This is a genomic window from Rhizobium sp. MHM7A (genome assembly GCF_005862215.1).
GTDB lineage: Bacteria > Pseudomonadota > Alphaproteobacteria > Rhizobiales > Rhizobiaceae > Rhizobium > Rhizobium bangladeshense.
Window position 1 is genome coordinate 279,849 of sequence record NZ_VCHT01000009.1, and the last position, 23,520, is coordinate 303,368.

At 61.1% G+C, this 23,520-nt stretch carries 28 protein-coding genes and 1 pseudogene; 14 read left to right on the forward strand and 15 right to left on the reverse strand.

Annotated features, from left to right (window positions below):
* Positions 1 to 72 precede the first annotated feature (72 nt).
* Positions 73 to 252, forward strand: a pseudogene (locus FFR93_RS26610) (cupin domain-containing protein); the annotation flags it as partial.
* Positions 253 to 316: 64 nt separating this feature from the next.
* Here FFR93_RS26610 and maiA read toward each other — a convergent pair.
* The 4 genes from maiA to FFR93_RS26630 all read right to left on the reverse strand — a co-directional run bounded on the left by maiA (position 317) and on the right by FFR93_RS26630 (position 3,842).
* On the reverse strand, positions 317 to 952 hold the full coding sequence (gene maiA / locus FFR93_RS26615) for a maleylacetoacetate isomerase (RefSeq protein WP_138395361.1): 636 nt from the start codon (positions 950 to 952) through the stop codon (positions 317 to 319).
* Positions 953 to 1,176: 224 nt separating this feature from the next.
* Positions 1,177 to 1,593, reverse strand: coding sequence for an organic hydroperoxide resistance protein (locus tag FFR93_RS26620; RefSeq protein ID WP_138395362.1), 417 nt, complete (start codon positions 1,591 to 1,593; stop codon positions 1,177 to 1,179).
* Between the two features lie 189 nt (positions 1,594 to 1,782).
* Positions 1,783 to 3,105: a HAMP domain-containing sensor histidine kinase gene (locus FFR93_RS26625; RefSeq protein ID WP_138395363.1), complete on the reverse strand. Its 1,323-nt coding sequence runs from the start codon at positions 3,103 to 3,105 to the stop codon at positions 1,783 to 1,785.
* Complete coding sequence (locus FFR93_RS26630) at positions 3,102 to 3,842, reverse strand: response regulator (RefSeq protein ID WP_138395364.1); 741 nt, start codon at positions 3,840 to 3,842, stop codon at positions 3,102 to 3,104. Before FFR93_RS26630 ends, FFR93_RS26625 begins: the two co-directional genes overlap by 4 nt.
* Between FFR93_RS26630 and FFR93_RS41045 the strand changes: the two genes are divergently transcribed.
* On the forward strand, positions 3,834 to 3,995 hold the full coding sequence (locus FFR93_RS41045; RefSeq protein ID WP_171049264.1) for a hypothetical protein: 162 nt from the start codon (positions 3,834 to 3,836) through the stop codon (positions 3,993 to 3,995). The genes FFR93_RS26630 and FFR93_RS41045 overlap by 9 nt on opposite strands.
* Positions 3,996 to 4,060: 65 nt before the next feature.
* On the opposite strand, the gene FFR93_RS26635 is transcribed toward FFR93_RS41045, so the two are convergent.
* A complete protein-coding gene (locus FFR93_RS26635; RefSeq protein WP_138395365.1) occupies positions 4,061 to 5,113 on the reverse strand; it encodes an alpha/beta hydrolase in 1,053 nt (350 codons plus the stop codon).
* A gap of 345 nt (positions 5,114 to 5,458) precedes the next feature.
* Here FFR93_RS26635 and FFR93_RS26640 point away from each other — a divergent pair, with 345 nt between their 5' ends.
* A complete protein-coding gene (locus FFR93_RS26640; RefSeq protein WP_138395366.1) occupies positions 5,459 to 7,234 on the forward strand; it encodes a cytochrome c biogenesis protein DipZ in 1,776 nt (591 codons plus the stop codon).
* Between the two features lie 54 nt (positions 7,235 to 7,288).
* Positions 7,289 to 8,047, forward strand: coding sequence for an alpha/beta hydrolase (locus tag FFR93_RS26645; protein ID WP_138395367.1), 759 nt, complete (start codon positions 7,289 to 7,291; stop codon positions 8,045 to 8,047).
* Between the two features lie 91 nt (positions 8,048 to 8,138).
* Here FFR93_RS26645 and FFR93_RS26650 read toward each other — a convergent pair whose 3' ends face one another.
* Positions 8,139 to 10,310 (reverse strand): OmpA family protein, encoded by a 2,172-nt coding sequence (locus tag FFR93_RS26650; protein WP_138395368.1) that lies wholly within the window; start codon positions 10,308 to 10,310, stop codon positions 8,139 to 8,141.
* A gap of 331 nt (positions 10,311 to 10,641) precedes the next feature.
* Here FFR93_RS26650 and FFR93_RS26655 point away from each other — a divergent pair, with 331 nt between their 5' ends.
* The 4 genes from FFR93_RS26655 to FFR93_RS26670 all read left to right on the forward strand — a co-directional run bounded on the left by FFR93_RS26655 (position 10,642) and on the right by FFR93_RS26670 (position 13,635).
* Complete coding sequence (locus FFR93_RS26655) at positions 10,642 to 11,415, forward strand: transporter substrate-binding domain-containing protein (RefSeq protein ID WP_064705215.1); 774 nt, start codon at positions 10,642 to 10,644, stop codon at positions 11,413 to 11,415.
* Positions 11,416 to 11,528: 113 nt separating this feature from the next.
* Positions 11,529 to 12,335, forward strand: coding sequence for an ABC transporter permease (locus tag FFR93_RS26660; protein ID WP_064705216.1), 807 nt, complete (start codon positions 11,529 to 11,531; stop codon positions 12,333 to 12,335).
* A complete protein-coding gene (locus FFR93_RS26665) occupies positions 12,332 to 13,162 on the forward strand; it encodes an ABC transporter permease (protein ID WP_064705217.1) in 831 nt (276 codons plus the stop codon). Before FFR93_RS26660 ends, FFR93_RS26665 begins: the two co-directional genes overlap by 4 nt.
* A 206-nt stretch (positions 13,163 to 13,368) precedes the next feature.
* Positions 13,369 to 13,635: an usg protein gene (locus FFR93_RS26670; protein WP_011425678.1), complete on the forward strand. Its 267-nt coding sequence runs from the start codon at positions 13,369 to 13,371 to the stop codon at positions 13,633 to 13,635.
* Here the strand turns inward: FFR93_RS26670 and FFR93_RS26675 are convergent, their stop codons facing one another.
* Entirely contained in the window at positions 13,636 to 14,358 is a 723-nt protein-coding gene (locus FFR93_RS26675) for a DUF2270 domain-containing protein (RefSeq protein WP_064705218.1), read from the reverse strand.
* Positions 14,359 to 14,471: 113 nt separating this feature from the next.
* Here FFR93_RS26675 and FFR93_RS26680 point away from each other — a divergent pair, with 113 nt between their 5' ends.
* The 4 genes from FFR93_RS26680 (at position 14,472) to FFR93_RS26695 (ending at position 16,889) form a co-directional block, all read left to right on the forward strand.
* Complete coding sequence (locus tag FFR93_RS26680; protein ID WP_138395369.1) at positions 14,472 to 15,290, forward strand: methyltransferase; 819 nt, start codon at positions 14,472 to 14,474, stop codon at positions 15,288 to 15,290.
* 101 nt (positions 15,291 to 15,391) lie between these two features.
* On the forward strand, positions 15,392 to 16,078 hold the full coding sequence (locus tag FFR93_RS26685) for a glutathione S-transferase family protein (RefSeq protein WP_138395370.1): 687 nt from the start codon (positions 15,392 to 15,394) through the stop codon (positions 16,076 to 16,078).
* Positions 16,075 to 16,416, forward strand: a complete 342-nt coding sequence (locus FFR93_RS26690; protein WP_138395371.1) for a metalloregulator ArsR/SmtB family transcription factor — start codon at positions 16,075 to 16,077, stop codon at positions 16,414 to 16,416. Before FFR93_RS26685 ends, FFR93_RS26690 begins: the two co-directional genes overlap by 4 nt.
* Positions 16,413 to 16,889: an SRPBCC family protein gene (locus tag FFR93_RS26695; RefSeq protein WP_138395372.1), complete on the forward strand. Its 477-nt coding sequence runs from the start codon at positions 16,413 to 16,415 to the stop codon at positions 16,887 to 16,889. Before FFR93_RS26690 ends, FFR93_RS26695 begins: the two co-directional genes overlap by 4 nt.
* 18 nt (positions 16,890 to 16,907) lie before the next feature.
* Here FFR93_RS26695 and FFR93_RS26700 read toward each other — a convergent pair whose 3' ends face one another.
* The 7 genes from FFR93_RS26700 to FFR93_RS26730 all read right to left on the reverse strand — a co-directional run bounded on the left by FFR93_RS26700 (position 16,908) and on the right by FFR93_RS26730 (position 21,096).
* Positions 16,908 to 17,342, reverse strand: a complete 435-nt coding sequence (locus FFR93_RS26700; RefSeq protein WP_138395373.1) for a DUF1801 domain-containing protein — start codon at positions 17,340 to 17,342, stop codon at positions 16,908 to 16,910.
* Positions 17,343 to 17,392: 50 nt separating this feature from the next.
* Positions 17,393 to 17,863, reverse strand: coding sequence for a DUF1801 domain-containing protein (locus FFR93_RS26705; RefSeq protein ID WP_138395374.1), 471 nt, complete (start codon positions 17,861 to 17,863; stop codon positions 17,393 to 17,395).
* A gap of 10 nt (positions 17,864 to 17,873) precedes the next feature.
* Positions 17,874 to 18,056, reverse strand: a complete 183-nt coding sequence (locus FFR93_RS41605; RefSeq protein ID WP_138395386.1) for a hypothetical protein — start codon at positions 18,054 to 18,056, stop codon at positions 17,874 to 17,876.
* Between the two features lie 83 nt (positions 18,057 to 18,139).
* Positions 18,140 to 18,550 carry an SRPBCC domain-containing protein gene (locus tag FFR93_RS26715; protein ID WP_138395375.1) on the reverse strand — a complete coding sequence of 137 codons (411 nt, stop codon included), beginning with the start codon at positions 18,548 to 18,550 and terminating at the stop codon, positions 18,140 to 18,142.
* The gene (locus FFR93_RS26720; protein ID WP_064706090.1) at positions 18,547 to 18,870 is read right to left on the reverse strand and encodes a metalloregulator ArsR/SmtB family transcription factor; all 324 of its coding nucleotides are present in this window, start codon (positions 18,868 to 18,870) and stop codon (positions 18,547 to 18,549) included. The genes FFR93_RS26715 and FFR93_RS26720 overlap by 4 nt, the downstream gene beginning before the upstream one ends.
* 280 nt (positions 18,871 to 19,150) lie before the next feature.
* Positions 19,151 to 20,326 carry an FMNH2-dependent alkanesulfonate monooxygenase gene (gene ssuD, locus FFR93_RS26725; RefSeq protein WP_064705226.1) on the reverse strand — a complete coding sequence of 392 codons (1,176 nt, stop codon included), beginning with the start codon at positions 20,324 to 20,326 and terminating at the stop codon, positions 19,151 to 19,153.
* Between the two features lie 398 nt (positions 20,327 to 20,724).
* A complete protein-coding gene (locus FFR93_RS26730) occupies positions 20,725 to 21,096 on the reverse strand; it encodes a hypothetical protein (RefSeq protein ID WP_138395387.1) in 372 nt (123 codons plus the stop codon).
* Positions 21,097 to 21,259: 163 nt separating this feature from the next.
* Here FFR93_RS26730 and FFR93_RS26735 point away from each other — a divergent pair, with 163 nt between their 5' ends.
* Positions 21,260 to 22,129 (forward strand): NAD(P)-dependent oxidoreductase, encoded by an 870-nt coding sequence (locus FFR93_RS26735; RefSeq protein WP_138395376.1) that lies wholly within the window; start codon positions 21,260 to 21,262, stop codon positions 22,127 to 22,129.
* Complete coding sequence (locus FFR93_RS26740) at positions 22,126 to 22,809, forward strand: DNA alkylation repair protein (protein ID WP_138395377.1); 684 nt, start codon at positions 22,126 to 22,128, stop codon at positions 22,807 to 22,809. The genes FFR93_RS26735 and FFR93_RS26740 overlap by 4 nt, the downstream gene beginning before the upstream one ends.
* Positions 22,810 to 23,124: 315 nt before the next feature.
* On the opposite strand, the gene FFR93_RS26745 is transcribed toward FFR93_RS26740, so the two are convergent.
* Positions 23,125 to 23,520 (reverse strand): porin (locus FFR93_RS26745; protein ID WP_171049265.1); only part of this gene is annotated, 396 nt, incomplete at its 5' end.

The following is a 23,520-nucleotide window of genomic DNA, read 5'->3' on the forward strand; positions in this document are numbered from 1 at the left end:
CCATGGGATGATTCCGCCTGTGGATCGGTGGTGCGCAAGCGGCCAGATCGAACGGCGATAGCGAAGCCAGTCGAAGGCGGACCGATCGAAGATATCCGCACCGGCGACGTCGTCTGGTTCGCCCCGGACGAACGCCACTGGCATGGCTCATCGCCGCAAACGGCGATGAGCCATATAGCGATCCAGGAACAGCTCGACGGCAAGATCGTCGAGTGGATGGAACGCGTCACCTATGCCCAATATCAGGGCTAGAAAAGGACGAAGCAAACCGAATTCAATCGGTAAGAAGGAAGCGGCCGCGTGCTCATCGATTACGTCACCGTCTAGCCGCAGGCGCGTTCTCCTGGAAAGCAGGGATCGTCTGGAGCTTTGCGACAATCTCTGAAATATTCGGCCACTGCGCGAGATCGAAACCCATGCGCCGGGCGCTGACCGCCTGCGGAAAGAGGAAAATCTCGGCAATGCCCGGCCGATCTCCGATGGCGAAAGCCCCTTGCCTCCGGCCCGCGATCATCGTCTCGACAGCAGCCATTCCCTCACCGACCCAATGGCGGCTCCATGTGGCAATGGCATCGGCATCGGCCTGGAAGACCGCGCGGAGATGCAGGCCGATTCGCGGCGGCAGCAGCGCATGGATCTCGGCTGCGATGGCAAGCGCGATCGAGCGGGCCTGCGCCCTGCCCTCCGCCGTGCCGGGCAAGAGCGGCGGCTCAGGTTGAAATTCATCGAGATATTCGATGATTGCCAGCGACTGGGTGATGAGAACACCGCTATCCGTCAGCAAGGCCGGAACCAGCCCCTGCGGATTGATCTTGCGGTATCCCGCCTGCCGGCTCTCAGCGTCTTCGCCAAGAATGGTGACCGGCAATGCCTCGGCCTTCAACCCCTTCAGGGCGAGCGCGATCCTGACCCTCGCCGTCGCTGAGGAGATTTCGTTCTGATAGAGCTTCAATGCTTTCTCCCTTATGATCTCGGATGAACGGCCGCCTGCGCCGAAGAAACTGCCGATGCCGCGGTCACGAGGCCCACAAGCGGCGAAGGCTCCCGCGAACTCATGTCGTAGATGCAGGGCGCGGCAAATACTGCCGCTCCGAGAACGCAGATGATCATCAATCTCATTCGATCCTCCGTCGGCGAGGCCCGACCGGCCTCGCTCCTTGTTTCGGCTCCTGCCCGTCAGGCAATGCTCAGTTCGACCTGGATATTGCCGCGTGTCGCCTTGGAATAGGGGCAGGTCCGGTGCGCTTCATCCACCAGCGCCTTTGCGACATCCGCTTCGATGCCCGGCAAGCTGACCTTGAGACGGGCCTGCAGGAAGTAGTCGCCATCCGTCGTGCCGAGGTCGACCTCCGCATTCACGGCGGTTTCGGTGGGAATCCTGACCTTCAACTTGCCGGCGGCAATGCCGATCGCGCCAATGAAGCAGGCAGACCAGCCGGCCGCGAAAAGCTGTTCGGGATTGGTGCCGGGGCGGGTGCTGCCGGGAGGCGAGAGCCTGATATCCAGCTCTCCGTCATCGCTCAGCGAAGCGCCGTCGCGCCCGCCGGTGGTGCGGGTCCTGCCGGTATAGAGAACCTTGTCGATCTTGGTCATGGAAACACTCCTTGTTTACGTCGCTCTGCGCGGCTGGCCGCTGCGCGACCGGGTTGACGGAGCGTGGTTTGACGGACCGATATATCCGGAATGTTTCTGGAAACGGCCGAAATGTCACAGAACGTAGCATCCGGCACGCATGACATTTTCCCGTACAAAACATTGCGACGTTTCCAGCGGTCGCCGACATCACCGAATGGTGACTTCAGCCACCAGCCCGCCGCCGGAGCGATTGTAGAGCCTCAGAGATCCGCCGATCTTGGCCGTCAGCTGCTGGGCGATGGCTAGTCCAAGACCTGTGCCGCCTGTCTCCCGGTTGCGGGAGTGCTCGAGCCGGAAGAAGGGCTGCATCGCGGCTTCGAGCATATCATCCGGAATGCCGGGTCCGCGATCCATGACGCTGATAACGACTGCGTTGTCAGCACCGCGCTCGACGCTGATCTCCGCGGCGCCGGCAAATTTCAACGCATTGTCGATGAAATTCGACAGGATGCGGCGAAGGGCATGCGGCCTGGTGAAGGCGGCGCCTTCAACCAACCCGACGACCGTGACGGCCTTTCCAGTGTCCTGATAGTCGTAGGCTATGCTGTCGATGAACGATGCGAGATCGATTCGAGCGTTCTTTTCCCCGCTGCCGCGGGCGCTGCGCGCATAGGCAATACCGTCCTGGACGAGACGCTGGATCTCGGCGAGATCATGCACCAGCTTTTCCTTCTCGGGTGAATCCTCTGCCATGTCGACGCGCAACCGCATGCGGGTGATCGGTGTCTGCAGGTCGTGCGAGATCGCCGCCAATATCTGCACACGTTCCTCGAGATAGTGGGCGATCCTCTCCCGCATCGCATTGAACGCTCTTGCCGCATGCGCCACCTCGCTCGGCCCGGCTTCGCTCAAAGCCTGACCGTCCTTGTCAGGATCGAGCGCATCGGCGGCAGCGGCGAGCTTGCCGAGCGGCCGGATCGCCTGGCGGACCGCAAACCAGGTGCAGAGGATAAGCAGCGCCATCTGGATCGCGAACACATAGGGCAGCCATGCGGCGATCGGCATGACGCCTCTCGGTGTGACATCGATCGTCAGAGGCGTTCCGTCGCTCAGCGTCAGATGCGCCTGCAGCCGGTTCACCTCGCCCGGAATCCGTTCGATTCGGATCGGAAAGCGATGCCCCGCAGCCGCCCCTATCTTTCCTGCGATCTCTCTCGCCTTGCTGGAGCTGTCGGGCACACCGGCCAGGCCAGGCCCGAGTTCGAAACGGTAGTTGCCGCGGCTCAGCCAGTCCAAAAGGTCGCCGCGCTCACTTGCCGGAAGCCGGTCAAGAACGGCAATCGATGTTGCGACGTCATTTTCCAGCGTACCGAGCATCACCGCCTTGGCCGACATGTAGCGCTCCATGTAGAGAACGCTGAAAGAGAGCCCATAGGCGAAGGCCAGGCCAACCAAAAGAATCAGAAAAATCCGCGATCTGAGCGTTCTCGGCCACATCAGGCCCGACAGGATCGACATTCCCGCCTTCATCGGCGCGGCTCCGAAATTTCGACGGGAACCGAGAAGACATAACCTTCGCTGCGCACTGTCTTGATGTAGGTCGGCTCGCGCGCATCATCCCCCAGACGCTGCCGCAGGCGGCTGACGAGAAGATCGATCGAGCGATCGAAGAGCTCGGCGTCGCGGCCCTGCGTCAGGCTCAGAAGCTGGTCTCGGTTGAGCACGCGCTGCGGATGGTCGATGAAGACACGAAGCAGGCGGTATTCCGCGCCGCTCAGCGCAATCGCGGTCCCGTCCTTGTCGAGAAGGTGACGGGCGACCGTATCGAGCCGCCAATCGCCGAAGGTCAGCAATTGTCCCGCTTCGCTGATCTGGAAGTTGGGAGGCAGCATGCGCGTGCGCCGCAGCACCGCCTTGATGCGGGCGAGAAGCTCGCGTGCGGCAAAGGGCTTGGCAAGATAATCGTCGGCGCCCATCTCCAAACCCAGGATCCGGTCCATCTCGTCAGTGCGGGCCGTCAGCATCAGGATCGGTATCGCCTTGTGCCGGCCGGCGCGCAATTCGCGGCACAGCACCAACCCATCGTCGCCCGGCATCATGATGTCGAGCACGATCAGGTCGACGGCATTGGCTTCCAGAAAGCTGCGCATCTGGCGGCCGTCGGCGGCAACGCTGGTCCTGAGGCCATTCTTCTGCAGATAGCCCGAGACCAGCTCGCGGATTTCACGATCGTCGTCGACGATCAGGATGTGATCGACATGATCCATATTTGCCCCATTTCCATTACGGCCGCGCCCCGCCTCGTTCACAATGTCGAGGCGCCGGACGCGACCTACGCATATTCCGCCGGCCCGAGCAACGAGCCTCCAGAGCATGATGCGGAAAAGTGTGAGCTGTTTTCGGACGACACCATGCTCTAACTGTTAACTTAGAACAGGATTCAGATTTTAGGTCTCGGCCTAAAATCATGCTGTTCTAGCGCCAATCAGAAGCGATCGACGTCGATGACCGCCTGGGCAAAGGCCTGCGGCGCCTCCTGCGGCAGGTTATGGCCGATGCCGCCGCCGATCGTGCGGTGCTCGTATCTGCCGGAGAATTTACCGGCATAGGCGGAGGGCTCCGGATGCGGCGCACCGTTTGCATCACCTTCCATCGTGATCGTCGGCACCGAAATCATCGGCAAGGCAGCAAGCTTCTTCTCATAGGCATCATACTTCGCCTCGCCTTCGACAAGCCCCAGACGCCAGCGATAATTGTGAATGACGATCGCAACGTGATCGGGATTGTCAAAGGCGGCCGCCGACCTGTCGAAGGTCGCGTCGTCGAAATTCCACTTCGGCGATGCCGTCTGCCAGATGAGCTTCGCGAAATCGTGAGTATTGCTCTCGTAACCGAGACGCCCGCGTTCGGTCGCGAAATAGAACTGGTACCACCAGGCAAGTTCAGCCTTGGGTGGCAGCGGCTTCCTGTTGGCTTCCTGGCTGCCGATCAGGTAGCCGCTCACCGATACCATCGCCTTGCAGCGCTCCGGCCACAGCGCCGCCATGATGTTGGCGGTCCGTCCGCCCCAGTCGTAGCCGGCAATGACTGCCTTTTCGATCCCAAGCGCGTCGAGCAGGGCGATCATATCGGCAGCGAGAGCCGAAGGCTGGCCATTGCGCGGCGTCTTTTCATGGAGGAAGCGGGTCGAGCCGTAGCCCCGGAGATAAGGCACGATGACCCTGTAGCCGGCAGAGGCAAGCAGCGGCGCGACGTCGACGAAGCTATAGATGTCATAGGGCCAGCCGTGCAGCAGCAACACGACCGGGCCATCCGCCTTGCCCGCCTCGGCATAGCCGATATCCAGCACATCGGTCTTGATCTGCTTCAGCGCTTCGAAGCTCGTGTTGGTTCCGGCCTTCACCTCGGGCAAGGCTGCGGGGGAGGCCGGCACCGGCTGGCCGGCGGCGGTGCCGGCGACGCCGAATTCGACGGCCGCAAGCGCAATTGCCGTCATGCCGAAGAAACGGCGGCGTTGGTGGTTGATTTGCTCTGACATCGGTTTCTCCTGTCGAATGGATCACGGTGCTCAGAAAGCGTTCAGCTTGTATCGCCCGTATGTCACAGGCTGCGTTTTTTGAATGCGAGTGTAACCTGCGCCTTCCGAGATACATTCCGATACAATCGCGCTGCCTCGGCAGGACGTCCGGCCGGCTGCCGCCGCCTCTGCCGGCACGACAGTTTGTATCCTTTTGTATCGGCGACGCCCCAGCGCAATAGTTCGGTACATTTTCCCGCCAGACCAGACACATCCGGGATACCTCCGGCCGGCTAAATCGCCCCGTTGCTGGTTCAGGCCCATCGCCGTCCAGAGCCCGATCAATCGGTTTCAAAGGAAACGATGATGACATTGCTGATCATTGCCTATCTCGGAGGCGTGCTGACCATTCTCAGCCCCTGCATCCTCCCCATCCTCCCCTTCGTCTTCGCCCGAGCCGGCCAACCTTTCGTCAAGAGCACTCTGCCGATGCTGGTGGGCATGGCCGCCACTTTCGCGCTCGTTGCCACGCTAGCCGCGGTGGGCGGCGGCTGGGCGATCCGTGCCAATGAATATGGCCGCCTTGCCGCGATCGTCCTGCTCGCGCTCTTCGGAGCGAGCCTGCTATCTCCGCGCTTTGCAAGCACGCTTGCCCGCCCGATCGTCAATCTCGGCAACAATCTTATGAATGCCGGTGGCGGGGGACTCGCGGCCCCGACAGTGAAGAGCGCGCTCATCCTCGGCGTCGCCACCGGCCTCCTCTGGGCGCCCTGCGCCGGCCCGATTCTCGGCCTCGTGCTGACCGGCGCGGCATTGCAGGGCGCCAATCTGCAGACGACCGTCCTCTTGATCGCCTATGCCGCCGGCGCTGCGACCTCGCTTTCGGTCGCCTTGCTTGTCGGCGGCAAAATCTTCGCTACGATAAAGCGTTCGCTTGGCATCGGCGACCGAATTCGCCAAGTGGTCGGCGCTGCCGTGCTGGCAGGCGTTACCGTCATCGCGCTCGGTCTCGACACCAGCCTGCTGGCGCGCCTTTCCTATGCCAGCACCGCCTCGCTGGAACAGGCCGTGCTGGACAGGCTGCACGCCAAGCCGGCCGGCGGCACGCCCTCTGAGGTGGCGAGCAATGACGCGATCCTTCCCGCGAGCGATGCAAAGAGGCCTTTCCGCAGTGATCTGCCCATCGAAGGTTATGCGCCTTCGTTCGACGGCGCGGTCGACTGGCTGAACTCGAAGCCTCTGACCTCCGAGCAACTGCGGGGCAAGGTGGTGCTCGTCGACTTCTGGACCTATTCCTGTATCAACTGCATTCGCACCATTCCTTATGTCAGGGCTTGGGCGGAAAAATATGCCGATCAAGGACTCGTCGTCATAGGCGTGCACGCTCCGGAATTTGCCTTTGAAAAGAAGATCGATAACGTCAAGAAGGCCGTCGGCGACTTTCAAATCCGCTATCCCGTTGCGATCGACAATGATTACAAAATCTGGCGCGCCTTTGAAAACAGCTACTGGCCTGCCGCCTATCTGATCGATGCCAATGGCCAGATCCGGTATCACCATTTCGGCGAAGGCAATTACAGCAGGACTGAAAAAGCCATCCAGGATCTGCTGCGCGAAGCCGGCAGCCAGATGACTGAAACGCCACCGGTAGCGCCCGATGCCAAGGGCGTGGAAGCCGCTCCCGATCTCGCCAATGTCCGCTCCGGCGAGACCTACCTCGGCTATGGACAGGCCGCGAATTTCGTCTCGCCCGAAGGGCTGCAGGCCGATAGACCGCAAAACTACTCCATCACTGAGCCCGGCATCAACGCATGGGGCCTGTCCGGCACCTGGACCATCGGTAAGGATCAAGCAACGCTCGACCAGCCGGGCGGCAGCATCGCCTACCGCTTCAGCGCCCGCGACCTGCATCTCGTTCTCGGACCCGGCGCCGACGCCAAACCGATCCGTTTCCAGGTCAGGATAGACGGCAAGGCCCCCGGACCCGATCACGGCTCCGACATCGATGCCGACGGCAACGGAACGGTCACCGCAACGCGGCTTTACCAGCTCGTTCGCCAGGCCGGCAACGTCGCAGCCCGCACCTTCGAAATCCGGTTTCTCGATCCGCGCGTCCAGGCATACGCCTTCACCTTCGGCTGAACCCGAGACCATTTGGCATCCAGACCATCACTATCGAAACAAAGGAGTGACTCCATGAACAAGCATCTGACTTTCATCGCAAGCCTTGCCTTTGCCACAGCCGGAATCGCCTTCGCAGCCGAGGCTGCCGCGGTCAAGAACATCGTGATCGTTCACGGCGCGCTGGCGGACGGCTCGGGATGGCGCAAGGCGACGGAAATCCTCGAAAAACGCGGCTTCAACGTCACCATCGTCCAGGAGCCCCTCACCTCGCTCGACGACGATGTGGCCGCAACGAAGCGGGTTCTCGACCTCCAGACCGGACCGGTCCTGCTCGTCGGCCACAGCTATGGCGGCATGGTTATCACGGAAGCCGGTAACGATCCCGCCGTCGCGGGCCTCGTCTATGTCGCGGCATTCCAGCCGGACAAGGGCGAGAGCCTGCTGAACCTGGCGAGTTCGAAGCCGGCAGGCAGCATGGACATCAAGGAAACGAAGGACGGCAAATATCTCTATCTCGACCCCGGCGCCTTCGCCGCGGCTTTCGCAGCCGACCTGCCGAAGGCCGAAGCCGATTTCCTGGCAAGGTCGCAGGTCTTCGCCTCCAAACAGGCTTTTTCGGCAAAGATCGGAGAGCCGGCATGGCGGACGAAGCCGAGCTGGTCGATCATCGCCACCGAGGACCGCTCCATCAATCCGGAGCTTGAGCGTGACATGGCAAAACGAGCAGGCAGCGAAGTGACGGAAATCAGAGCCAGCCACGCCGTCTTCGCCTCACAACCGGAAAAAGTCGCCGACGTCATCGAAAAGGCGGCTAAAAAAGCCGGGAAGTAGAGAGGCAAGGTATGGCTACATCGCCTCTCCCGGCAGGAGAGATGCGGAAGTCAGCGCCCCTCCCTCGCGCGCGAGGGAGGGGCAGATGCATTTATTGGTTAGCGGCGACCGGGCGCACCAGCGGCGTGACGCGGCGGATGGTGACGCGGCGGTTTTCCTGTTCGGGACCCGACGTGTTGACCTTCAGGTAACGCTCGCCATAACCCTGCGTCGCCAAGTTCTCCGGCGCGATGCCGTAGACGTCGGTGAGCACGTTGGCGACCGACTCCGCGCGCTGATCGGAGAGGATCAGATTGCTTTGGTCGGAGCCGACCGCATCTGTGTGGCCTTCGATTAGGAAGGTCTCGCTCGGATCCTTCTCAAGCACCTTGTTGATTGCGTCTGCCACCTTGCGCAAGGTGCGCGCCTGGGTCATGGGGATCTCCGCGCTGCCGGTGGCGAAGGTGATCGTATCGAGGTCGATGCGGCGCACCTTATCGCGAATACGGGCGGAATACCTCACCTCGTCGAGCGAATAGACACGCTCCACCTGCTCGACGGGCGGCTCGCTGAGGAATTCGTAATAGTCCCGGTCCGGATCGCTGCTGGTGTCGATGATATAGTCCTCGAGCGGGACGCGCAGCCGCATCGGCGGCAGATCGGCGCCCGGGTCCTCGAAATAACCGCGATCCGGATCCTCATAGAGATCAGGCGAATAGTAGAGCACGTATTCGCGCCCGCGGGCATCTACGCGCGATCGCTGGATGATGTCGCCGTAGCGGTTGCGGATCGTCACGATACGATAGCCTTCTGGCCGCGTGATGGTCTCGCGATAGCGATTGTCAGGCAACTCTTCATAGATCGGCCGTTCGCCGTCGCGCAAGAACCGTCTGTCGTCGTCACTGCGCACGATCACCTGATTGTTGTACTGGATGATCACACGGTTATCGTCGGTTTGGTCGTCGATGCGCGCCCCCTCGGGACGGGCAAATTGCGGCCGCGTGTCAAGCCTCGTGCCCTTCTCGCTGGTCACGGCCTCGAGCTTTATTGCCGGCGCCGCAGCAGCGGCGGGAGCCTGGGCATCGGCGTCCGAGGTCGGCACCTTTACCTCCTGGCTCTCGGCGCGCAGCTTGTCGCGGTCAAGGCGGCCTTCCCGCCCCTTGCTGCGCTCGGCATCCTTGTCGCTGTCGAGCACGGCTGCACCGTTCTCGACCGGCAGCACGACGGTCTCGTTGCTCTTGGCCGGATCTGCGGCGATCTGCTTGCGGCGCTCCAGCTCCTCTGGAGAAACCTTTTCCGGCGCCGGAATTGCCTGCTCCACCTGCTGTCCGCCGCTGGCATCCGGCAGCGGCTGAGCCGTGTCGGTGGCGGGCGCAGCCGGCTGTCCGCTGGCGGGCTGTTCGCCGGCGGGCTGCTCGGCGGCGGGCTGTTTGGCGGCAGGTTTTGCAGCCGTGCCCTCCGTGGACGTTTCGGCGGGCGCAGCATCAGGAGCGGCCGCCTTGTCTTCTGTTGGCTTAACCGCCGGTGCTGCAGCCTCGCCCTTCTTCGGCTTCTTGGCTGGCGCTTCGGCAGCGGGTTTTGCCTCCGGCTCGATTGCCGGTGTGGCCTGTTCCTCGGCCGGCGTCACCGCCTCCGGAGCGGCAGTCTCGGTCTTAGCCTTTCCCTTGTCTCGGCTCTGGGCCTTGTCCTGACCCTTCTTGCTGCCCTCCGGCTTGACCTCGGGCTGGGCCTGCTCTGTCTCGGGCTGAGTTTCCCTCGCGGCCGGCTGCGGCTCCGGCGCCGGCTGAGCCTCCGGCTCGGCCTGCTGCGTCTCCTGCTTCTTCGGCTTTCTCGGCTTTTCCTGCGTTACTGGCTGCTCTTCCTGCTGCGGCTCTGCCTCCGGCTGAGCTGCCTGCTTGGCTTTCCGCTGCGGTTTGCTTTCGGGCGCAGGCTCCTCCCTCGGCGCTTCGGCCTTCGGCGGTTCCGGCTCTGCCTTAGGTTCGGGCGCAGGCGCCTCCTTCCGCTCAGCCTTCGGCTCTTCAGCGGGCGCCTCCTTCGGCTGCTTGGCGGCCGGCGCCTGTTCAGCCGGAGCTTCCTCCTTCTGCTTGCGCTTCTTCTTCAAGAGCTCCTCCTCGGAGGGCGCGTCCTGCGCCACTTCGAAGCTGCCCTGTTCAATCTGGCGCACGGCTGCAGCCTCGGTCGCAGCACCGCGTGCGGCAGCCATTGCCGATGCCGGCTGCAGCGCCAGCGAAAGAGAAAGCAGCGGGAAAGCTGCGCTTGCAAACAATCTTGATTTCTTGCCCATCGGGTTTCCTCGATCCTGTTTGAGCTTCCTAAAGGCCGACAGGCCTTGGTTCGCCCCTAGCTTCGCAATGAGGCGAAACGGCGAAATGGCTAAGCGCCAACCCGCCGATTTGTTCCGGTTCTAGGAAGCCCTGGATTAACCTCCCGTGAATGTTGCAGTCTGCTTTCGTTCATCTCGCCTGTTATTTGCACTGCACAATTGCGCTGGAATTTGTGTTGCAATTCCATGAAAAAAAGTCTGATTATCGCTACAAGGCGGTGTCGACACCGTTGAATTGCGGCCGTGAGTCCAAGACAAGAACAGGCAGCGGCCACCAACAGAGAGGATCCTCATGTTTAACTCCACCCGTATCTTCGCGGCAGCCTCGATCGCGGCAATGTCGCTCTTCGCTGGCTCGGCTATGGCCGAGGGCGAGAAATACGTGATCGGCACAGATTCGACCTATCCGCCCTTCGAATTCGTCGATGCCAGCGGCACCATCCAGGGTTTCGACATCGATATCGCCAAGGCGCTTTGTGCCGAGATGAAGGCCGAATGTTCCTTCGTCAGCACCGACTGGGACGGCATCATCCCTGCGTTGAATGCCAAGAAGTTCGACATGATCGTTTCCTCCATGTCGATCACACCGGAGCGCCTCAAGCTCGTCGACTTCTCCAACAAGTATTACAACACCCCGCCGGCGATCGCAGTGCCGAAGGACTCCAAGATATCAGACGTCGCTGGCCTCAAGGGCAAGGTGATCGGCGCGCAAACCTCGACGACGCACGCCAACTACGCCGAGAAGCACCTCGCCGACACCGAACTGAAGCTCTATCCGACGGCTGACGAATACAAGCTCGACGTTTCCAGCGGCCGCGTCGATGCCGTCATCGACGACGTCGTCGTTCTTTCCGAATGGGTCAAGTCCGACGCCGGCGCCTGCTGCAAGATCCTGACAACCTTGCCGGTCGACAAGGAAATCAACGGCGAAGGCGCAGGCATCGCCATCCGCAAGGGCGATCCGCTGAAGGAAAAGCTCAACACGGCGATCGCAGCGATCCGCGCCAGCGGCGAGTACAAGAAGATCCAGGACAAGTACTTCGATTTCGACGTTTACGGCGACTGAGAAATTCGGTATCTGGCCGATCAAGCGAATGGCGGAAGGCTTGCTCTTCCGCCATTTTTGTTTGACAAAGGTGGCAAGATCAAAACGGCAAAAGCCGTGAGGGGAATTCTCGGATGGGCGGATTGTTTTCCGCGCTCGGCTCCTTCTGGAGCTCACTTGTGCACATTTTCGATCCGCTATGCGGACCCGTTGGCATCTTCACCTGGTTGGGTCAGTCGACGATCCTTGCCTGTGGCGACACCGGCTGGGGTGACGAGATCGCCCTCGGCCTGCAGGTCACCGTATCGGTGGCGATCGTCACCCTGCCAATCGGCCTCGTCATCGGTTTCCTCGTCGCGCTCGGCCAGCAGTCGGAAGAAGGATCGCTGCGGCTGGCGGCAGGCATTTACACGACGATCTTCCGCGGCCTGCCGGAGCTTCTGACGCTCTTCATCATTTATTACGGTATGCAGATGCTCATCCAGTCCCTTCTGGAGCTTGCGGGCTATGTCGGACCGCCGGTCGAAATCAACGCCTTCCTGGCCGGCGTGATCGCATTGTCAGTCGTCTTTTCTGCCTACTGCTCGGAAGTGCTGCTCTCGGCCTTCCGCGCCATTCCCAAGGGCCAGTACGAAGCCGGAGATGCGCTCGGTCTGCATCGCGGCCGCACGCTCCGCCTGATCGTTCTGCCGCAGTTGGTGCGCATTGCGCTCCCCGGCCTCACGAACCTCTGGATGGTGCTCCTGAAGGACACGTCCTACGTCTCGATCATTAGCCTTGCCGATATCCTGCGCCAGACAAATGTCGCGGTGCGCGTGACCAAGGAACCTTTCTTCTTTTACGGCATCGCCTGCAGTCTCTATCTGGTGCTCGCCATCCTCTCCTCCTTCCTGCTCACCTATATCGATCGCTGGGCCAAGCGTTCGGAGATCCGCCGTTGAGTTACGCCGAAACATTGATCCCACCGCAGCCCGCCCCACATGAAGCGGCGAAGCCGATGACGGCGGCGCGCCTCGCCGGCTATATCTTCGTCGGTTTTTGGGCCTTGCTGGCCGCGCTGCTGATCTTCACCGTCATCAATGGCTGGGATATCGAGAAGTTCACCCGCTACGGGCCGCGTTATCTGCACGGCCTATGGGTGACGCTCAGCCTTGTTGCCATTTCGGTGGTCTGCGGTGCCATCCTGTCGCTGCCGCTTGCCATGGCACGCCTGTCGAAAAACAGGCTGCTGAACTGGCTTTCCTATGGCTATATCTACTTCTTCCGCGGAACACCGCTGCTCGCCCAGCTCTTCCTGGTTTATTATGGCCTCGGCGTGTTCCGCCTTCAGCTGGAAGCTTTCGGTCTCTGGTGGTTCTTCCGCGACGCCTGGTATTGCGGCCTGTTCGCCATGACCATCAACACTGCAGCCTATCAAGCGGAAATATTGCGCGGCGCAATCGAAAGCGTACCGCACGGACAGCGCGAAGCAGCAGCAGCCCTCGGCATCCATAAGACTATAGCATTCCGCAAGATCATCCTGCCGCAGGCCTTCATTGTGGCGCTTCGCCCGTACGGCAACGAGATCATCCTTCTGATCAAGGGCTCGGCGGTCGTTGCTATCATTACCGTGCTCGACCTGATGGGCGAGACCCGCTACGCCTTCTCTCGCACATTCGATTATCAGACCTATCTCTGGGCGGCGATCTTCTACCTCACCATCGTTGAGGCGCTGCGCCATCTCTGGGCCTGGATCGAGCGTCGCCTGACGCGGCATCTGAAGCGGTGATGCACGGTGCCCAAGTGCGTCGCGGTTTTCGGATGACGACGCGCATCAGCTTGGCAGCACTCGCTTCTACATGCTGCCAAACCATTGAAAGTAAAAAGAATACTTCTCCCGCAACGTATCTGTTAAGCTTGCGTTAACCACTCGCGTGCTTCCATTTCACGTGGCGCTAATAAAGCGCGAGTGCGAACGAGAAGAAGCTGAATACGATGCACAAAGATATGGAAAAGCAACTGCAGGGTTATGGTCTGACAACCGCGCAGATCCTCTATCACCTGCCGGATCACCCGACGATCCTGCAGACCTACGTTTGGCAGGATTATGACCTCGCCCCCGATTTTCCCGAAATGCGCGGATTTCTGAAATTCTGGCAGGAAAAGCTCGACGGACCGTTGCATTCGGTGCGCTACGTCCACCGCAAGCTGATCTCGGCAACCGAGTGGCGGGCGCTGAAAGGCGAGTTCATCCTGCACTGATCAGACATGCGCTTCTCCATGGCCGAATTCGCCCTCGTCGCGATCCGGACGCAGCGCAAAACAGAGGATGCCGATGTAGAAGGCGACGACTGCCGCGATGACTGCGACGCCGGGAACGGGTCCGAGCACGGCATTGTCGATGACATAGGTCCATGACTGCGCCTGCAGTGCCGGCGCGCCCTCTGTTTGCAGTTTCGGCGTCGAAATCTTCAGGCACCATGCAAGCAGCAGGATGAAATACATCCAACCGTAATTGCGTTTGAGACGGCGGTGCATCGCCTCTCCATAACTCAACAAAAAGCGCGGACGACGCAGGCTGCCGGCGATCACGGCAGCCCATTCGCTGCCGCCATTGGGGTTGGGCGCCAGAATCTGCGCGAAATAGCAGCGCTCGATCTGACGGATACGGGCCCGGTAAATGTCGAAAAAGCGGTAGCGACGCGCCTCGATCATCAGCAGCAGTGTGATCAGCATAACCCCGAACAGCAGCACCCCGTGGTGCGAGGTCGGCGTCGATAGCGACACCGAGAGCAGCGCAGCCACCACCGTGATTGCCCAATTGGACGTCCGATCTATGCGATCGCGCCAGCTGGTCATGCGCCCGAGTTCGCCGCGGTAATAATGGATGAGCGTGTTGGTGATCTCGCCCGGCGTCGTGGGAAGCAGGGGGCGCTCGCCCTCTCCTTCCCTTGCCGGTAGCAGCCTGTCTTGCTCCGCTTTCATGGCATTTCCTCCAGTCGGTTTCTTTTCGGCCATTCTGCGCCGGTAGCCGCGCCATTGCAAAACACTGAAAGCCGCCTTACAGCCATGCCTGCAACAAAAGGACACGGACCGCTATGGCAAAGAAGATCGACGAAGAAGCCCTTGCCGAGGCCTATAACCGCGCATTGGCGCTGGAGAAATCAGGCGATGTCGATGCGGCCGTGGCGGCCTACGAGGAAGTCTTGGCGATCGATCCCGACGACCACGGCGGAGCCGCCGTTCGCATTGCTGCGATGGGCCGCGGCGAAATGCCGGCCAAGGCGCCGGATGCCTATGTCGAGACCTTGTTCGACCAGCATGCCGAAGTCTTTGAGGACGTGCTCGTCGAGCAGCTCGGCTATCACGTGCCGATGCTGGTGCGCCAGCGCCTGCAGCAATTGCAGCTCGGACCTTTCAAGCGGCTGCTCGACCTCGGCTGCGGCACCGGCCTCACCGGCGGCGCTCTGCGCGACCTCTGCGATGATATGACCGGCATCGACATATCGGAGAAGATGGTTGAGCTTGCCCACGAGAAGGATCTTTACGAGACGCTTTTCGTCGCTGAGGTCGAGAACTTCCTCGAGGATAATGACGAGGACGCCTTCGACATCATCACCGCCACAGACGTGCTGCCCTATCTCGGTGCGCTCGAACCGCTTTTCTTCGGCGCCGCCGAAAACCTGATGCCAGGCGGCCTGTTCATCTTCTCCTCCGAAACCCTGCCCGAGGCGACACTTGCCGGCCGCGCCTACATGGTTGGCCCGCACCAGCGCTTCGCTCATGCCGGTGCCTATGTAAGGGAGCGCCTCACCGCCACCGGTTTCGAACTGGTCGAGTTATCGGATATCAACGTTCGCATGGAAGACGGCCAGCCGACACCAGGCCATCTGGTGATCGCGCGGTATATCGGCTGAGAGAATAGTTGCATGATTAGCGAAGTATCTGTTGCGCAGCGCTTTCAGACCTGATACTTAGTCGTTCGGTAAAGTTTACACCGAACAGGAAAGGTCGCTGCATGTCGCTCGTGCTCTATGGGCATCCGCTCGCCTCCTTCTGCCAAAAGGTGCTGATCGCGCTTTATGAAAACGCGACGCCCTTTGAAAATCGTCTCGTCGACCTTTCCGATGAGGTTTCGCGCGCCAATCTCTTCCGCTTCTGGCCGATCGGCAAGATGCCGTTGCTCAGGGACGAAGCGCGCGACAGCACCATTCCCGAAACGACGATAATCATCGAATATCTCGACCATTATTACTCCGGTCCCACGCGCCTGCTGCCGCTCGAAATCGACCGTGCGCTGCAGGTCCGCCTCTGGGACCGTTTCTTCGACCAATATGTCCAGGTGCCGATGCAGACGATCGTCAGCCATCGCCGCCGTCCCGAGGGAACCGCAGACGAGATAGAGGTGGCCGCCTGCAGGGCGACGCTTACAACTGCCTATGCGATGATCGAAAAGCAGCTAGGCGAAAGCTCATGGGTAACAGGCGAGGCCTTCACCATGGCTGATTGCGCCGCGGCTCCCGCGCTCTTCTATGCCGAGACGCTGGTCCCGTTTTGTGAGGAGCAGCCGAAGCTTCGCGCCTATTACAACAGGCTGCTGGCGCGCTCGTCTTTCGCAAGGGCGCTGGAAGAGGCCCGCCCCTATTTCAGGTTATATCCCTATCAGGAAAAGCTGCCGGCTCGCTTCCGGGATGCGGCAGAATGATCGAAAGCCAGGCCGATCTCGACCGCATGTTCCACGCGCTTTCCGATCGCAGCCGCCGCGGCATGATCGATCGCCTCGGCCGCGGCCCGGCGTCCGTCACCGAACTCGCCGCGCCGCTCGCCGTCGCCTTGCCCACCGTGATGAAACATCTCCAGGTGCTGGAGGAGAGCGGGCTCGTGCTTTCCGAAAAATCCGGCCGGGTGCGGACCTACCGCCTGCAGCAGGACGCCCTCGCCGCAATTGACCGTTGGGTGGAACAGCGAAAGACCCGCTGGACCGGGGCCTTTGATAGGCTGGACCGACTTCTCGCCGATGAAACGGAGACCCTTCCAGAATGACGACACGTTCTGCCGAACATACCTCCTTCGTGATCGAACGCCGCTTGAAGGCGCCTGTCGCCCGGGTCTTCCGCGCGTGGTCGACGCCGGACTCCAAACGCCAATGGTTCGCCTGCCACGGCGATTGGGTGCCGCTGGAATACGCGCTCGATTTCCGCCCCGGCGGCGCTGAGAAGAACTATGTGGCCGACACGGACGGACTTTTGCACGCCTACGACGCCCACTACATTGATATCGTGCCGGATAACCGCATCATCTATGCCTACGATATGAAGCTCGGCGAATCCCGAATTTCCGCCTCGCTCGCCACCGTCGCCTTCGAAGCCGAGGCCGGCGGCACGAGGATGGTGTTCACCGAGCAGGTGGTCTTCCTAGACGGCTACGCCGACAACGGAGCCCGTCTTCAGGGCACCGAGATCGGCCTCGATAATCTTACGCTCTTCCTCGAGCGCGAGACGAGCCCGATCCATTAAGCCCGGCCGGATGAAGTATCACGCCCTGCTCGATTTCTTCCGCGAACTCGCCGCCTGCGCAGACGTATTCAGCTTTGCGGCGGCTCGAATAAGCGCCTTCAATGCCTCCTCGTTGATTTCATCACCTTCATGAAAGTCGATTGCGCGCCGGGTGCTGCCTTCGAGACTGGAGTTGAAAAGGCCTTTCGGATCCTCAAGCGAGGCCCCCTTGGCGAAAGTAAGCTTCACCACGCTCTTATAGGTCTCACCGGTGCAGATGATGCCGGCGCGTTCCCACACCGGAACGCCTCGCCACTTCCATTCCTCGACCACCTCAGGCTCAGCCTCCTTGATGAGCGTTCGGACCCGCGCGAGCATTTCGCCGCGCCAATCGTTGAGCTCCTCGATCCTCGCATCGATCAAATGAGAGGGAGAGGCTTGCCCGCTTCCGTCCCCGAAATCGGTCTTCTTCATCGTTATGCCTTCCTCATATTTGTCGTTCTCCGACGCCGCGCATCAAAACCTCACATCCGTTCGCCGGGCAATCGGCTCGCCTGCTCTACCCAGGAGGCGATCTGCTCTTCGTCGAACGCGTCGCCTTCACGGATGTCGAGGTAGCGCACCTCTCTCTGCTTGGACTCGCCTGGCGGCAGAGGATGCAGCGACGCGCCCTTGAAAAAAGCCACTTTGACATATTTTGCGAAGCAATGGACGCCGAGGAACCAACCCTGCCCTTCCATTCCATAAAAGGGCGAGTTCCATTTAACCGCTTTGGAAACGCCGGGAACGGTTCTGGTGATCAGCGCATCAAGGCGACGCCCGATCTCACTTTTCCAGCCTGGCATTGCGGCGATGTAGGCTTGCACGGGCGCATCGCCGTACCCCTTGGGAATTTGGGGGTTACCGCCCGACAGAGGCTTCGGTACCGCGACTGCCAGTTTGGCGGCAGTATTTTTCGTGACCTTCTCCGCGCCCTTCGTCGTTCTGCCCGTCATAGCGTTCCTCCTATCCGCCGATGCGTCCCACGTCGCGCTGTTTCGCGCCATAAGGCAGCACAAACAAGGTGAGACCAGTAACGAGAAGCAGGCTGAGCGGCAGCAGCGCCAAGGGCCCAATCCAGAGCGCCGACTGCTCCTGCATCATGGGGATGATATTGGCTATGACAGCGAGCGTAAAGGCAATGGACAGCCAACGGTGGACCTGCTGACACGGTTGTTCCCGTTCAACGAAGCCTCCTCAAAATCAGCCCGACGCACCGCCGGCTCGGCGGCTCAGCCAAGCTGCTCCAGCACCTGTTCCATCTTGTCGAAGAATTGGGGCCACCCGCTTCTGGCACCGCCATAAGCCTGCCGCTGATCCGTCCGGAAGCCCGACTGCTCCATGCGCAGATGCGTACCTGTGCCCGTCGGCGTGAGCGTCCAGGTCACGAGGGTTTCCAGGCCATAGGCGCCCCAGCTGTAAGCGAGGGTCTTGTATGGCTCGACTTCCATGACTCGGCAGTCGACCGCGCCCCAATCGGCATTGAAATTGAAACGATGGTCGACGACCGGCTTGAAGTCGCTCTTCATCAACCACTCCTGGATCAGGTGCGGCTGAGTCAGCGCCCGCCAGATCTTTTCCGCGGGGAAAGACATCTCCCGCTCGATAACGACGGAACGTGTTTCGGTCGATATGTCAGTCATTGATCCATCCTCTTCAGCAAATCTTCGAGCGCATTGAAGCGGCTTTGCCAGAAGCCGGCCATCTCGCTCGTCCAGTCGACGAGGGGCGCGAGCGCGCCGAGCTGCGCGCTATAATGGGTCTGCCGCCCCTCATGGCGATCGCGCACCAGGCCGGCTTGCTTCAGCAGCCCCAGATGTTTCGAAACGACCGGCTGTGAGACGCCGGCCTGCGCCGTCAAAGCCCCGACCGTCTTCTCCCCTTCCCGGCACAGCCGCTCGAAAAGCGCGCGCCGGGTGGGATCCGCAAGCGTCCTGAAGAGCACGTCCTGAATGTCCGACATTTGGAGATCCATACCTGTTCAGCTATGAATCAATCTATTGCCATGGAGGTATACGTCTGTCAAGCCACCACGGACAGGAGGCCCTGCAAACCACGAAAAGGAAACTCTATCGCCAACCTGCCAGCGGAGGCAACAAGCGAAAAAAAATATGAATACATCAGGTATAGCTAATCGGCTATGCGTAAATACGAACCGGCAGCCTTGACGGCAACCAACAGGAAAAGAATGCCGGAGGCCGCAGTCGGCTTCCGGCGATACAAACCTGTATCTTTGTTAGGGTTCAGGAGCCCGAGATGACCTTCAGGTTGCCGCCATGGCTGCCGCCTGCGAAGATCTGCTTGCGGCCGAACTCATTGTTGAAGGCAAGGCGCTGCTGCTCGCGGGTGATGCCGAGTTCCGGGAAGAGCAATTCGGCCACACGATAGGCCTCTTCGAGATGCGGGTAGCCGGAGCCGATCACTGTATCGATGCCAAGTTCCTGATATTCGCGAAGGCGGGCGGCCACCGTCTTCGGAGAGCCGACAAGCGCGGTGCCGGCGCCGGCGCGCACCAGGCCAATACCGGCCCAGAGGTTCGGCGAGACCTCAAGCTTGTCGCGGCGACCGCCGTGAAGAGCGGCCATGCGCTTCTGCCCGACCGAGTCGGATTCGTGGACGAAGCGTTCCTGCGCCTCGCGGATCGTATCGTCGTCGAGATGGCGGATCAGCCGCTCGGCCGCCTCCCAGGCTTCCTCATCGGTTTCCCGGACGATGAAATGCAGGCGGATGCCGAAGGTCACCTCGCGGCCGCGCTCGGCAGCCGCCTGGCGGACCTTAGCGACTTTCTCGGCCACCTGCGCCGGAGGCTCGCCCCAGGTCAGGTACTTGTCAACGCGGCCGACCGAGAAGTCGATGCCAGCATCCGACGAACCGCCGAAATAAAGCGGCGGGCGCGGGTTCTGCACCGATGGAAAGCCGAGGCGCGCATTGGTCGCCTTGATGTATTTGCCGTCGAAGCTCGCCGTCCCCTTGTCCAGCAGCTCTTCAAACACGGTGAAAAACTCCTCGGCATGGGCATAGCGCTCGTCATGCTCGAGATGGATGCCGTCACCGGCAAGCTCCGCCGGGCTGCCGCCTACAACGATGTTGAGTAGCAGGCGGCCGTTGGAAATGCGGTCGAGCGTAGTCGCAAGACGCGCGTAATAGGCAGGCGATGCCGTGCCTGGGCGGATCGCCACCAGGAACTGCAGCTTCTCGGTCTTTGCCGCAAGTGCGGCTGCCGTCACGAAGGATTCCTCGCACGCCACCCCGGTCGGCAACAGCACGCCGGAATAACCGAGCCGGTCTACTGCCTGCGCGATCTGGGTGAGATAGCCGATTTCCGGCGCCCGGTTCAGGTCGGAGGAGCCGAGATAAGTGCCGTCGCCCGATGTGGGGATGAACCAGAGAAAATTGATGGGATCGAAGGTGGCGGTCATGAAAACAGTCCTTTGCTGCGAAATTCGAAGATCAGCTCGCGCCGCAAGCCGTCTTGGCGAGCAGGCATATGCCTGACATGGCAGCACACCGCCGCCGCGCGAATGCCTGGAAGAGGCGCGGTGGCAGCGAGAAGAAGGTCGGGCGTCTGTCTGCGCGCGAGCATTTGTGCGTCCTGTCGGTCGACGGCGGTTGACCACGCTCCGTTCCAGAGCTGGCCTCCGTTCGCAGAAATACTGACATAGACTAGAGATTATATCGATAATATGAGTTTGCAATTGTTGTACCCTTCGCGGAATATTTTTTCGCGCTTGATGTGGTGAGGGCTATCCCCATGCCGCCTTCCGCAAACTCGCCCGGAATCACTAACAGACGGAGTTCCACGCGCCCTCTCGTCTCGCTACCGCTCCCGGCGTTCGGCGGCCAACCGCTCGCGAATGAAGACGGGACCGCCAGCAAGACGTTTGGCGAGCAGGCTCGCCGGATCGACCATGCGCCAATATGGCGTCACCACCGAAACCGGCTCGCCCTTCTCCATCGCGCCGAAGGACAGTTCGGCGATCGCACGCAGATGCCGCTGCACCGTCACCGGACAGCAGGCATCCGCTCCGTAATGCGCAGCAAGACGGCGGCGCAGGACGCCGGCCTCGGTGAGAACACCCTCAGGCGCCAGTCGAATCTGCCCCTCGACCATCTGCCGCGACGGAATGAGCATTGCCTGCGTGCCGCTGCGGCCCTTGCGGCGCGGCTCGATCACCGGAATTTCGTTCATGTCACCCCTGGCAAACATTATCTTTCGTTCCCATCTAGGGCTCGGCAAAATGGCGACCAGCCTCATATGCGCCAACCGGAAGGAAGTCCGTCTTCACGGCTTTTCTGCTTGCGCCGTTTCGGTTAATCCTCAGGGCCTCTCACTCAGGATAAGGATAGGACATATGGCAAAAGTCGCGTTTATCGGTCTCGGCGTCATGGGCTTCCCCATGGCCGGTCATCTGAAGACGAAGGGCGGCCATGATGTCACCGTCTATAACCGTACCGCCGAAAAGGCCGCGGTATGGGCTGATAAATTCTCCGGCAAATCCGCCCCCACTCCGGCCGAGGCGGCGGAAGGTGCCGATTTCGTCTTCGTCTGCGTCGGCAATGATGAAGATCTCCGGTCGGTGACCTCAGGCGAGAACGGCGCCCTGCAAGGCATGAAGCCCGGTGCTGTGCTGATCGACAACACCACTGCCAGCGCCGAGGTTGCTCGCGAACTCTATGCCGCGGCAAAGGAAAGAGGTGTCGACTTTATCGACGCTCCGGTCTCCGGCGGCCAGGCCGGCGCAGAAAACGGCGTCCTGACCGTCATGTGCGGCGGCGACGAGGCGGTTTACGAGCGCGCTAGGCCCGTCATCGAAAGTTATGCCCGCATGGTCGGCCTCATGGGGCCGGCAGGCTCCGGGCAGTTGACCAAGATGGTCAATCAGATTTGCATCGCCGGTCTCGTCCAGGGACTTGCCGAAGGGCTGCATTTCGGCAAGCGGGCTGGTCTCGACATCGAAAAGGTCGTTGAAGTGATTTCCAAGGGTGCTGCTGGTTCCTGGCAGATGGAAAATCGCCATAAGACCATGAATGCAGGCAAATATGATTTCGGCTTCGCGGTTGACTGGATGCGCAAGGATCTCGGCATCGTGCTTGCGGAAGCGCGCCGCAATGGCGCCACGCTGCCGGTGACTGCGGTCGTCGACCAATTCTACGGCGACGTCCAGGCAATGGGCGGCAATCGTTGGGACACATCCTCGCTGCTCGCCCGGCTCGAGAAATGATCGGTCCCTCCTCCGAACCGGCTGAACTGATCGCGCATCTCGAAACGCTGCGCTCGGAGGAGGCTATAGCCGGGATGGCGCGGTTCGGCATCGTCACCGGCCGCGCCCTCGGCATTTCCAATCCCAACATCAGGGCGGTCGCCAGATTGGCGAAGAGGGATCACGCCAGGGCAACGCAGCTCTGGCAAAGCCATATCCGCGAGGCCCGCCTGCTCGCTCTCTACACGGCCGAGCCGAAGCGGCTGACGGTGGACGAGGCAAGAAACTGGGCCGATGATTTCAATTCCTGGGAGATCGTCGACTGCGCCGCCGATCTCTTCGTTGAGGCGCGCCTGGACGAGCTCATCCCGGAATTCGCTGCCAACGAGCGTGAATTTGTCCGTCGCGCCGCATTCGCGATGATCGCCGGCGCCGCTGTCCATCGGAAGGACGAGGCCGACGCAACCATTCTCGCCTGGCTGCCGCTGATCGAGGCGCATTCGGGCGATTCCCGCAACTTCGTTCGCAAGGCGGTCAATTGGGCACTACGCAGTATCGGCAAGCGCAATCGCGCCTGCTACGGGCCGGCGCTGGGGCTGGCGGAGCTTCTGGCCGAAAGTCCCGATAAAACCCCCCGCTGGATCGGCAGGGACGCGGTCAGGGAGCTGAGCGGCGAAAAGCTGTTGGCCCGGCTGAAGTAAAGCGTTGCCGCGCCCAAGGCTGAGGCTTTCGCCTCATCGTCATTGGGGTCTGGATTTTCCGACCAGACAATCGATTAGGTTAAGAAGTTTCCCATTGAAGGCTGACAGGATGCCGTCGTGCGATACACAACATGCCGGTTCGGCTTACCTGGATGGCGACCTGAAAAGACGGCCATACGATGCGTTTTAAAACGCTGCAAGGACGGTCCGGCAGGGAAGACCGGACCCGTCCCCGTAGCTGATCGGAGGTCACTCGGATCAGAAACTGCTTTGAAGTGCCCCCGGTCCGAAGACCGGGGGCATCCACTAAGTGGATTAGAACGAACGCTGCAGGCGGAAGTAGCCCGAGGTGGAGTCGTCGCCATCTTCCGGATCGAGGTACTGAACCGAAGCCTTGGCGTAGAAGTTGTCGACGATCTGGTAATCGACCGTCAGACCAACCTTCCAGGCATCGCCGTCACTGAAGTCGTCGCCGGCAACGTAGTAGTCGCCGTAGTACTGGACGCCAGGGGTGATCTTGAGCTTGTCGGTTGCCTTGATTGCGTATTCGGCAGCGACAGCCCATTCAGCTGCGGAGTAGTAGGAGTTCGGGCCGGAAGAGTATACGGCAGCGAGGCCGAGCGCACCGGGACCAATTTCAACCGTACCCATTGCACGGATAGCGCCGTCTTCGTTGTCGAAGTCCCAGCCGCCGGTGACCTGGTAGCTGAA